We start from the raw sequence: 8,898 nt of genomic DNA, 5'->3' as shown, positions 1-8,898 counted from the left end.
ATGTTCTTCATCGACCCCTCCAGCCACGACATCGGCCGCAGCGCCAGCTCGGCGCCGGCCGCCTTCACCCCCTCGGTGCGGCGGGGGGTGGCGATCGAGGCCGAGGACTTCCGGCTCTCGCCCACGGCCAGCTCCCAGCGCTTCTCCTTCCATCTGCTGCGGCGCGGCACGCCCCTGGAGGAGGGCTACTGGCAGCTGCGCAGCGCCATCTTCTGCCAGGAGCAGCACCTGTTCGAAGACTCCGACCGGGATGAGAAGGATGGCCACGCCTATCCCATCGCCGCCCTCGACCACAGCGCCGGCAGTGGCAGCGGCGTGATTGGGGTGGTGCGGATCCTGGAGGAGCGGCCCCGCCTCTGGTACGGCGGCCGGCTCGGGGTGCACGGCGACCACCGCCGCCACAACCAGATCGGCAAGGGCCTGATCTGGAAGGCGGTGACAACGGCCAACGGCTGGGGCTGCGATCGCTTCCTGGCCACGGTGCAGCTCCAGAACGTGCGCTTCTTCCAGCGCCTGCACTGGACCTCCATCGACACCCTGGAGATCCGCGGCCTGCCCCACCACCTGATGGAGGCCGATCTCTCCTATTACCAGCCCGGCCTGGAGCGGCGCCCCCTGGCGGCGGGCGAGGTGGCGGGGGTGGCGGCGGCGTGAGTCGTCCCGGGCCGCAGGATCCTGATCTGGCGGCCCTGGCCGCCCGGCTGCGCCAGCTCAGCGGCCTCACCGGCAAGACCGACATCCAGTCCCCGGCGGCCACCTTCCCCCACCAGCCCTTCCCCGCCCTGGGGCCCGCCGCCGCCCTCGGCGACGATGCCGCCCTGCTGCCGGCGGTGGCCACGCCGCTGCTGCTGGCCAGTGAGGGCCTCGACCCGGCCCTGGTGGCCAACGACCCCTGGTTCGCGGGCTGGTGCGGGGTGCTGGTGAACCTCAGCGACATCGCCGCCATGGGCGGCACCCCGATCGCGGTGGTGAACAGCCTCTGGTGCCGCAGCCCCGCCCGGGCGGAACCGATCCTGGCGGGCCTGCGCCGGGCCTCGGAGGTGTTCGGGGTGCCGGTGGTGGGGGGCCACACCAACCTGCACAGCCCCTACGACGCCCTGGCGGTGGCGGTGCTGGGCACGGCCGCCGGCACGGTGCTCTCGGCCCGCGCCGCCCGTCCCGGCGACCACTGCCACCTGCTGATCGACCCCAACGGCGGCTTCCGCGGCGCCTCCCTCTGCTGGGATGCGGCCACCGACGCCGAACCGGCCCGGCTGCGGCGCCAGCTAGCCCTGATGGCGGAACTGGCGGCCGACGCCAGCGTCCATGCCGCCAAGGACATCAGCATGGGCGGCCTGGTGGGCACCGCCGCCATGTTCTGCGAAGCGGCGGGCTGCGGCCTGCGCCTGGATCTGGCGGCGATCCAGCCCCCCGATGGGGTGGCGCTGGAGCCCTGGCTCACCTGCTTCCCCAGCTTCGGCTTCCTGCTGGCCGCCCGCCCCGATCAGGAGGGGCGGCTGGCGGAGCGGGTGGCCGCCTGCGGCGGGCTGCTGCTGGCGCGGCTGGGCACGTTCAGCGACGAACGCAGGCTGGTGCTGGAGGCGGGGGGCCGGCAGGAGACGATCTGGCGCGGTGAGGAGCCGCTCACGGGTTTCGGGGCGCTGTCGTGATCGTCACCGCAGTGGGGACGGCCCCGGCGCACAATGACCCCAATGGGTGGTGGGAGGCGCCATGCCGGAAGTGGAGCTGACGCTGGAATGGCCGGATGGGGGCAGGAGCCGCCTCTATTCCCCGTCCACGGTGATCCTCGAGCACCTCGCCCCGGGCCAGACCGTGACGGTGGCGGAGCTGCGCACCAAGGGGACCTTGGCGCTGCGGCAGGCCTCCGAGCGGGTGCGGGCCCGCTACGGCTTCGCCTGCACCCGGGCCGATGAGGAGGAACGGCGCCTGCTGGAGCAGGCGGCAGCCTTCGCTGCCGAAGAGCTGGTGAGCGTCCAGGCCGCCTAGTTGGCCGGACCGGCTAGTCGGAGAGCACCCGCTCGATGCGCCGATCGGGGACCAGCCACATCAGGGCCACCAGCGCATAGACGGCCTGGCCAACGGCCGGAGAGCGCAGGCTGGCCAGCATCGCCACCAGATAGAGGCTCAGGGAGGTGTGTCCCTTCCAGTCGCGGCCCACGGCCCGGCGCAGCAGGGAGTCGGGGCCCTGGCTGGCGATGATCCGGCCCTGAAGGATGAAATAGGCGAGGGCCGCCATCACCATCACGGCGCCATAGAGGAACGCAGGAGCGATCGCCCGGTGGTTCTGGCCCATCCAGCCGGTGGCGAAGGGCACCAGCGACAACCAGAACAGCAGATGCAGGTTGGCCAGCAGCACCGGGCCGCTGACACGCTGCAGGGTGTGCAGCATGTGGTGGTGGTTGTTCCAGTAGATGCCGATATAGATGAAGCTCAGCAGATAGCTCAGGAAGACGGGGATCAGGGGCACCAGGGCCGCCGGTTGGGTGTCGTGGGGCACCTTGATCTCCAGCACCATGATCGTGATGACGATGGCCAGCACACCGTCGCTGAAGGCCTCCAGGCGGGTGGTGTTCATGGGGGCCCGTGAGTAGATCTGGCTGCTTATGGCAGAAACGACGCAGAGTGCTGCAGAAAGGACATGAATCGCTACATCGTCCAGACAGCCTGGCACCACTCAACAGGTGGGAGGTGCCGCCTCCTGCCGCCGCAGATGGGGAGAAAAGAAATCTTCGCGGGGCTCCGCGCTCCGTAGAGAAGGGGTGACCACCTCGAAGCAAGATCCGATGAGATGTCGCATCCGCAGACGCCTGTTGACGCTGGCCTCCATGGCCGCCCTGGTTGTCTCCCTGATGATCCAGTGGCCAGCCACGGCCATGGCCAGCCATGCCCCCTCACTCACCCCCATCACCATCGCCGCCATGACAGACAAGATGTCCGCCAAAGCCAAGGAAGCCGAAGGCAAGATGCAATCCGCCTATGGCGAAGTCACCGGCGATACAGGCCAACAGATCAAGGGCAAAGCCAAGCAGGTTCAGGCCTCCGCCATGAACACGGCCGAAGCCGTCAAGGATGGCACCAAGGCCGCGGCCCGCAAGGCCAGTGATGCCGCCGACAAACTGGCCGACAAGATCAAGTAACCGGCCCATTCACCTACGCGTCCCTGACGCGTCACCAACGCATCACCATTGAAAGGAGGACCCCATGCTGGAATCACTCGCCGTCATTCTGGTGATTCTCTGGCTGCTCGGATTGGTGACGTCTTACACCATGGGCGGCCTGATCCATCTGCTTCTGGTCATTGCCCTGATCGTGATTGCGGCCCGACTGATCAGTGGTCGGACCGTATGACAGACCCTCGGCGCACGGATCAGGCTTCCTCGGCCAGACATCGCCGCATCTTCAACAGGGCCTTGCGCTCCAGATGCTGCACCTTGTGCTTGGACAGGCCGATGCCCTCGCCGATCTTCGCCAGCGACGGGGAATCGGCGCCGGCATAGCGAAGACGCAGCACCCGGCGCTCCAGAGGGGACAACTGGAGCAGGGCACGGTGCAGCCACAGGTAATCGTCCTGAAGGCCGGGCTCGCTGGGATCGCCGATCAGATCCGTCAGGCTCACCTCCCCGTCGGTGCTGCCCAGGGTCTGGTCGAGGGAGAGGGTCTGCAGGTCGTGGGAGGCCTGAAGCACGGTCTCCAGCCGTCTCGGGCTCTCCCCCAGCTGGACGCCGATCGAGGCCAGCGTCAGGGGCTCCGGGGAGGCTTGGCGCAGGGCATGCACCTTGCGGGCCAGGGCCGCCATCTGGGGCGGGATCCGGATCAGACCGGCCGTTTCCTGGAGATGGCGGTGCACCGCCTGGCGGATCCACCAGGAGCCGTAGGTGGAGAACCTGTAGCCGCGCTCGGGCAGGAAGCGCTCCACCGCATGGATCAGGCCGAGGTTGCCGGCCTGCACAACATCCATCGGATCCAGATGCATCTGGCGGATGCGGTTGTGCTGCTGCTTGCAGAGCGACACCACCAGGCGCAGGTTGCCCGTGACCATGCGGGCAAAGGCCCGGCGGCCTTGCCGATCCTCGCTGGGGGCCGGGGCCGACTGGGAGCGCCAGTCCTGCACCAGGGCGCCGAGATGCAATTCCTCGGCGGGCGTCAGCAGGGGGATACGACCGATGCTGCGCAAATAGTCCCCAAAACAATCTGACATGGCAACCAGAAAAGAGGGGCACCTACGAGTTTAGGAATGACAGAGACATCGTCACGATCGACATTCGGTTCTGCGGCAGATCTGCAGCATCCAGATGCATAGACCGATGGAGATATAGCCTGATTTTTGTATCCGTTGCAACCCACAGGAGAACGCACCATGACGCTGATTTCGCTCATCATCACCCTGATCGTCGTCGGGGTTCTGCTGTGGCTCGTCAACAACTACATCCCCATGGACGGGAAGATCAAACGCATCCTGAACATTGTCGTGGTGGTCGCCGTTGTGGTGTGGCTCCTCAACATCCTGGGTCTGATGGATTCACTGCGCACCATCCGAATCGGCCGCTGACGAACGGCCGCCGCCGGCAGCCTCAGCCGTCGACCACGGCGCTGGGCATCGCGTGCAGGGCCTGGGTCTCCTCCGGGCCCAGCACCAGCTCCGCCGACTCCTCTCCCGCCAGGGGCAGGCTGAGCACCAGGGGCAGGGCGTCGCTCGGGCGGGGCAGCAGGTCGGCCATGTCGAACTGGGCCGAACTGTCGGGCAGGGCCCCGGCCCCGACCGCCACCAGCTCCTCACTGCGGTTGGCCAGGGTCCAGGAGCCGCCGACGCCGTCGCTGAGCAGCAGGGGCCGGCTGTGGTCGACGGCGATGCCCGGGGTGAGGGCGCTGAGGCGCAGGCGCTCGCCGCTGGGGTAGGCGGGATCGGGCTGCTCGAAGATCCTCATCGACCAGCGGTTGTCGCCCCGGTCGCGCAGGCTCCAGCGCTGGCCGTCGTCGGCCCGGGCCAGGCCGGGCGCCAGGGTCAGCAGCAGCACCAGGAGCAGGGCCGCCAACGACGCCAGCCAGGGCCGCACGCCGCTGCCGGGGGAGCCCGAAACAGGTTGAGCAGAAGCACGCATGGGGAGCAGCCCCGATCGGGGATCATTCAACGTTATCGTTTTATCGTCCGGCAGCGGCAAGCGACATGGCCGCAAGGCGATCTCGCCGCCCTTCGCTCCCGGTCTGTCCATCTTCGGATGTCCTGCCATGACTCTCACCACCCTGTCGCGTTCCGGGGTCCATCCCTGGGATCGCTTCAAGAATTGGGTCACCAGCACCGAGAACCGCCTCTACGTGGGCTGGTTCGGCGTACTGATGATCCCCACCCTGCTCACGGCCACCGTCTGCTTCGTCATCGCCTTCATCGGCGCCCCGCCCGTCGACATCGACGGCATCCGCGAGCCCGTCTCCGGCGGCCTGCTCTACGGCAACAACATCATCACCGCCGCCGTCGTGCCCTCGAGCAACGCCATCGGCCTGCACTTCTACCCCATCTGGGAAGCCGCCAGCCTCGACGAGTGGCTCTACAACGGCGGCCCCTACCAGCTGATCATCTTCCACTTCCTGATCGGCATCTTCTGCTGGATGGGCCGGGAGTGGGAGCTCAGCTACCGCCTGGGCATGCGCCCCTGGATCGCCGTGGCCTACTCCGCCCCGGTGGCCGCCGCCACCGCCGTGCTGCTGATCTACGCCATCGGCCAGGGCTCCTTCTCCGATGCCATGCCCCTGGGCATCTCCGGCACCTTCAACTTCATGCTGGTGCTGCAGGCCGAGCACAACGTGCTCATGCACCCCTTCCACATGCTCGGGGTGGTGGGCATCTTCGGCGGCGCCCTGTTCTCCGCCATGCACGGCTCGCTCGTCACCAGCTCCCTGGTGCGGGAGACCACCGAGACCGAGTCCCAGAACCGGGGCTACAAGTTCGGCCAGGAGGAGGAGACCTACAACATCGTGGCCGCCCACGGCTACTTCGGCCGGCTGATCTTCCAGTACGCCTCCTTCAACAACAGCCGCAGCCTCCATTTCCTTCTGGCCGCCTGGCCGGTGGTGGGGATCTGGTTCGCGGCTCTTGCGGTGGTGAGCTTTTCGTTCAACCTCAACGGGCTGAACTTCAACCACTCGATCCTGGATCACCAGGGCCGCGTGGTCGACACCTGGGCCGACATTCTCAACCGCGGCGGCCTGGGCATCGAGGCGATGCACGAGCGCAACGTGCACAACTTCCCCCTCGATCTGGCGGCCGCCGCCAGCACCCCCGTGGCCCTCACGGCGCCGTCGATCGGTTAGTGGGGCTTTGAACCCCGCCCAGCCATCGGCGCCCTGAGCCCCTGCCGGGCCCGGAGCGATCCGGGCCCTTTTGCCGTGACACGCTATTGATCTCCGCCGGCTGACGCGATGGCCCGCCCCCCCTACCAACCCTCCCTGCTGCGGCTGACCCACGGGGTCACGGCGTTGCTGGTGCTGGCCGCCTGGCTGAGCGGGCTGTTCGTCTACAGCCGCTATGACGGGCGCTGGGGGCGGCTGCCCTTCACCCCGCCCGGCAGCTGGATCGACCTGCACGGCCAGGCGGGCTTCCTGCTGCTGCCCCTGGGCCTGGTCTTCGCCGCCTACGCCCTCACCCTGGGCCGGCCGCGCCTGAAGCGCATCACCAACGCCATGGCCCTGGGGGCCCTGGTGCTGGCGGTGGCCACCGGCAAGCTGATGCAGGAGGACTGGCTGCGGGACGGCCAGCTGCACCACCTGGCCTACAGCCTGCACCTGGTGGCCTGGCTGCTGATCGGCCTGGCCGTGGTGCTGCATGTGGGCGAGAGTCTGCGGCTGGGGGGGACGCCGCTGCTGGCCTCGATGGCCAGCACGACCCTGCGGCCGGGCGATCTGCCCGGCGACTGGCCCGGCCAGGTGCGGCGGTTTCTGAAGCGGGGGGGCTGAACGTCCGGCCCCGGGGATGTGTCTCAGGTGGCCGTGGGCGTGCGTGGCTATCCCTTCCTCATCCGGTCAAGGCCAACTGAATTACGATGACTCAACAGCAGTAATTCAGGCGATGCGCAGCACCATCACCGCCCGCGGCCAGACGGTGGTTCCGGCCCCGATCCGCGAACGCTTCCAGCTGGGTCCGTCCACGCGGTTGGAATGGATCGTGGAGGGCGACGGGACCATCCGTGTGGTTCCCGTTGCCCTGGATCCCATCACCGCCTTCCGCGGCTCCGGCGCCGGAGGCGCCACCACCCGTCTGCTCGCCGAACGCCGCCACGACCGCCAGCAGGAGGCCTGATGGCCGGCCGCTGGCTGCTTGACACCTCCGCCCTGCTGGCCCTGCGCGACAACGAAACCGGCGCGGAACGCGTCGCGGAACTGCTCCAGCGCTCCCAGGCCCGCCAGGACACCTGCCTGGTGTGCTTCATGAGCCGCATGGAGTTGCTCTACCGGGTGTGGAAGGACGAAGGCGAACGGGTCGCCCGCCTCGCCGACGCCCAGCTGCGCTCCCTGCCCCTGGATTGGGTGGCGGCCAGTGACGCCCTGCTGGACCGGGCGGCGGCCATCAAGGCCACCCATCCCCTCTCCGTGGCCGATGCCTGGATCGCCGCCGCCGCTGAGCAGGAGGGGGCGGTGCTGGTGCACAAGGATCCTGAATTCCGCTCCCTGGCCCACCTTCCCCAGGACTGGCTGGGCTGAGGCCACCACAACGGCCTGATCCAAGCGGCTCACCTGGCAGGAAGCGGCGGATGAACCGCTCCAGGGCCATCGGTATCTCAGGGCCGATCGAATCCGCTGGCATCCCCAACCCCTGATCGGCGTCTTGAAGTCCGTGCGACGGAGGATCAGGTGCCACCGTTTCGGTTGCAGAATGGTTGCCGGTGCCCCGGCAACGGCCATGGCCAGGAGCCTCACCCTCAAGAATCTCCCCGACGACCTCTACGGCCGCCTGAAGCATGCGGCCAGGCAGCATCGCCGCAGCCTCAACAACGAAGCGATCGTGTGCCTGGAGGCAGCCCTTCCGCCCCAGGCCATCACGGCCGCCGAGCGACTGGAGCAGATCCGGGCCCTGCGCCGCAGCCTGCCGACGGAAGCGGCGTTCACGCCCGACCACATCGATGCCTTCAAGCGCGAGGGCCGCCCGTGATCGTGGTGGACACCAACGTGGTGGCCACTCTGTTGCTGCCAGGCCCCCAGACCGAGAAGGCTGAGGCGCTGCTGCTTCACGACCCTGAATGGGCCGCTCCGGTGCTCTGGCGCAGCGAGCTGCGCAACGTGCTCAGCGGCTACCTGAGATGCGGGCAGCTGGATCACCAGCAGGTGCTGAGGCTCCAGGGCCAGGCGGAAGCGTTGTTGCATGGGTGGAGGCGAGCGACTGCAGCGCCTACGACTGTGAGTTCGTGGCGGCCGCCCTGGCACTCCAGACCCGCCTGATCACCTCCGATCGCCAACTGCTGCGGGCTTTCCCCACGCTGGCGAGCCCGTTGGAGCACGCCATGCCCTGACACGGGCACAACAACAGCTCAGGGCGGATCCCCGGGCAGGAAGCGCCGGATGAACAGCTCCAGGGCCATCGGCCCGCAGCGGGGCTGCCAGGTGGTGCCGCCCGGCAGCCGCCGCCAGCAGGCCACCTGCAGCGCGCCGCCGCCGGCCAGCAGCTGCACCCGGTAGCGGTACTCGGCATCGGCGGCCTGGGCAGGGGCGGCCAGGGGTTCGGCGCCGGGCTGGCTGGCCAGGAACGCCGCCGCGAAGGCCTCCGGCTCCGTCCCCTGGCGCAGGGCCGTGGCGAAGCGCCAGGCGGCGCCGGTGGGGTAGCCGTCGTGGTGCAGATAAAGGTGGCGCTCCGGCACGTCGGGAAAGCCAGTGAACGAGTAGACGGCGCGGGTGGCCAAGGGGCTGGGGCGG

Annotated in this window: 16 protein-coding genes; 12 read left to right on the top strand and 4 right to left on the bottom strand. The window is 68.6% G+C overall.

What is annotated here, in order from left to right; translation table 11 throughout:
* The 3 genes from H6G99_RS10045 (at window position 1) to H6G99_RS10035 (ending at window position 1,986) form a co-directional block, all read left to right on the top strand.
* Entirely contained in the window at window positions 1-654 is a 654-nt protein-coding gene (locus H6G99_RS10045; protein ID WP_190611372.1) for an MSMEG_0567/Sll0786 family nitrogen starvation N-acetyltransferase, read from the top strand.
* The gene (locus H6G99_RS10040; RefSeq protein WP_190611371.1) at window positions 651-1,649 is read left to right on the top strand and encodes a sll0787 family AIR synthase-like protein; all 999 of its coding nucleotides are present in this window, start codon (window positions 651-653) and stop codon (window positions 1,647-1,649) included. The genes H6G99_RS10045 and H6G99_RS10040 overlap by 4 nt, the downstream gene beginning before the upstream one ends.
* 61 nt (window positions 1,650-1,710) lie before the next feature.
* A complete protein-coding gene (locus H6G99_RS10035; RefSeq protein ID WP_094585866.1) occupies window positions 1,711-1,986 on the top strand; it encodes an MSMEG_0570 family nitrogen starvation response protein in 276 nt (91 codons plus the stop codon).
* 13 nt (window positions 1,987-1,999) lie between these two features.
* Here the strand turns inward: H6G99_RS10035 and H6G99_RS10030 are convergent, their stop codons facing one another.
* Complete coding sequence (locus tag H6G99_RS10030; RefSeq protein WP_190611369.1) at window positions 2,000-2,575, bottom strand: TMEM175 family protein; 576 nt, start codon at window positions 2,573-2,575, stop codon at window positions 2,000-2,002.
* A gap of 235 nt (window positions 2,576-2,810) precedes the next feature.
* Here H6G99_RS10030 and H6G99_RS10025 point away from each other — a divergent pair, with 235 nt between their 5' ends.
* The gene (locus H6G99_RS10025) at window positions 2,811-3,137 is read left to right on the top strand and encodes a CsbD family protein (RefSeq protein ID WP_286191094.1); all 327 of its coding nucleotides are present in this window, start codon (window positions 2,811-2,813) and stop codon (window positions 3,135-3,137) included.
* Window positions 3,138-3,201: 64 nt separating this feature from the next.
* Window positions 3,202-3,348, top strand: coding sequence for a lmo0937 family membrane protein (locus tag H6G99_RS10020; RefSeq protein ID WP_143594130.1), 147 nt, complete (start codon window positions 3,202-3,204; stop codon window positions 3,346-3,348).
* A 19-nt stretch (window positions 3,349-3,367) separates the two neighbouring features.
* Here H6G99_RS10020 and H6G99_RS10015 read toward each other — a convergent pair whose 3' ends face one another.
* The gene (locus H6G99_RS10015) at window positions 3,368-4,174 is read right to left on the bottom strand and encodes a sigma-70 family RNA polymerase sigma factor (protein WP_190611368.1); all 807 of its coding nucleotides are present in this window, start codon (window positions 4,172-4,174) and stop codon (window positions 3,368-3,370) included.
* A 183-nt stretch (window positions 4,175-4,357) separates the two neighbouring features.
* Between H6G99_RS10015 and H6G99_RS10010 the strand changes: the two genes are divergently transcribed.
* Window positions 4,358-4,549 carry a Thivi_2564 family membrane protein gene (locus H6G99_RS10010; protein ID WP_190611366.1) on the top strand — a complete coding sequence of 64 codons (192 nt, stop codon included), beginning with the start codon at window positions 4,358-4,360 and terminating at the stop codon, window positions 4,547-4,549.
* Window positions 4,550-4,571: 22 nt separating this feature from the next.
* Here the strand turns inward: H6G99_RS10010 and H6G99_RS10005 are convergent, their stop codons facing one another.
* The gene (locus H6G99_RS10005) at window positions 4,572-5,099 is read right to left on the bottom strand and encodes a DUF3122 domain-containing protein (RefSeq protein ID WP_286191093.1); all 528 of its coding nucleotides are present in this window, start codon (window positions 5,097-5,099) and stop codon (window positions 4,572-4,574) included.
* 127 nt (window positions 5,100-5,226) lie between these two features.
* Between H6G99_RS10005 and psbA the strand changes: the two genes are divergently transcribed.
* From psbA to H6G99_RS16395, 6 genes are all read left to right on the top strand, one after another.
* Window positions 5,227-6,306 (top strand): photosystem II q(b) protein, encoded by a 1,080-nt coding sequence (gene psbA, locus H6G99_RS10000; RefSeq protein ID WP_190611365.1) that lies wholly within the window; start codon window positions 5,227-5,229, stop codon window positions 6,304-6,306.
* Between the two features lie 108 nt (window positions 6,307-6,414).
* Complete coding sequence (locus tag H6G99_RS09995) at window positions 6,415-6,948, top strand: cytochrome b/b6 domain-containing protein (protein ID WP_094585871.1); 534 nt, start codon at window positions 6,415-6,417, stop codon at window positions 6,946-6,948.
* 112 nt (window positions 6,949-7,060) lie between these two features.
* Window positions 7,061-7,291, top strand: a complete 231-nt coding sequence (locus tag H6G99_RS09990; RefSeq protein WP_094585872.1) for an AbrB/MazE/SpoVT family DNA-binding domain-containing protein — start codon at window positions 7,061-7,063, stop codon at window positions 7,289-7,291.
* Window positions 7,291-7,692: a PIN domain-containing protein gene (locus H6G99_RS09985; protein ID WP_190611364.1), complete on the top strand. Its 402-nt coding sequence runs from the start codon at window positions 7,291-7,293 to the stop codon at window positions 7,690-7,692. The genes H6G99_RS09990 and H6G99_RS09985 overlap by 1 nt, the downstream gene beginning before the upstream one ends.
* Window positions 7,693-7,891: 199 nt before the next feature.
* Window positions 7,892-8,140 carry a FitA-like ribbon-helix-helix domain-containing protein gene (locus H6G99_RS09980; protein ID WP_190611360.1) on the top strand — a complete coding sequence of 83 codons (249 nt, stop codon included), beginning with the start codon at window positions 7,892-7,894 and terminating at the stop codon, window positions 8,138-8,140.
* Window positions 8,141-8,354: 214 nt separating this feature from the next.
* On the top strand, window positions 8,355-8,498 hold the full coding sequence (locus H6G99_RS16395; RefSeq protein ID WP_286191092.1) for a PIN domain-containing protein: 144 nt from the start codon (window positions 8,355-8,357) through the stop codon (window positions 8,496-8,498).
* Window positions 8,499-8,516: 18 nt separating this feature from the next.
* On the opposite strand, the gene H6G99_RS09970 is transcribed toward H6G99_RS16395, so the two are convergent.
* Window positions 8,517-8,885 (bottom strand): hypothetical protein, encoded by a 369-nt coding sequence (locus H6G99_RS09970; RefSeq protein WP_190611359.1) that lies wholly within the window; start codon window positions 8,883-8,885, stop codon window positions 8,517-8,519.
* Window positions 8,886-8,898: the final 13 nt, after the last annotated feature.

This window comes from Synechococcus sp. FACHB-909 (genome assembly GCF_014698945.1).
Taxonomy (GTDB): domain Bacteria; phylum Cyanobacteriota; class Cyanobacteriia; order PCC-6307; family Cyanobiaceae; genus Cyanobium.
This window is presented reverse-complemented; position numbering and strand designations above follow the sequence as displayed.

Bases quoted from the DNA above. Each gene is read 5' to 3' on its own strand.
- H6G99_RS10045 (WP_190611372.1), top strand. From the start codon at position 1: ATGTTCTTCATCGACCCCTCCAGCCACGACATCGGCCGCAGCGCCAGC.
- H6G99_RS10035 (WP_094585866.1), top strand. From the start codon at position 1,711: ATGCCGGAAGTGGAGCTGACGCTGGAATGGCCGGATGGGGGCAGGAGC.
- H6G99_RS10030 (WP_190611369.1), bottom strand. From the start codon at position 2,575: ATGAACACCACCCGCCTGGAGGCCTTCAGCGACGGTGTGCTGGCCATC.
- H6G99_RS10020 (WP_143594130.1), top strand. From the start codon at position 3,202: ATGCTGGAATCACTCGCCGTCATTCTGGTGATTCTCTGGCTGCTCGGA.
- H6G99_RS10010 (WP_190611366.1), top strand. From the start codon at position 4,358: ATGACGCTGATTTCGCTCATCATCACCCTGATCGTCGTCGGGGTTCTG.
- H6G99_RS10005 (WP_286191093.1), bottom strand. From the start codon at position 5,099: ATGCGTGCTTCTGCTCAACCTGTTTCGGGCTCCCCCGGCAGCGGCGTG.
- psbA (WP_190611365.1), top strand. From the start codon at position 5,227: ATGACTCTCACCACCCTGTCGCGTTCCGGGGTCCATCCCTGGGATCGC.
- H6G99_RS09995 (WP_094585871.1), top strand. From the start codon at position 6,415: ATGGCCCGCCCCCCCTACCAACCCTCCCTGCTGCGGCTGACCCACGGG.
- H6G99_RS09990 (WP_094585872.1), top strand. From the start codon at position 7,061: ATGCGCAGCACCATCACCGCCCGCGGCCAGACGGTGGTTCCGGCCCCG.
- H6G99_RS09985 (WP_190611364.1), top strand. From the start codon at position 7,291: ATGGCCGGCCGCTGGCTGCTTGACACCTCCGCCCTGCTGGCCCTGCGC.
- H6G99_RS09980 (WP_190611360.1), top strand. From the start codon at position 7,892: ATGGCCAGGAGCCTCACCCTCAAGAATCTCCCCGACGACCTCTACGGC.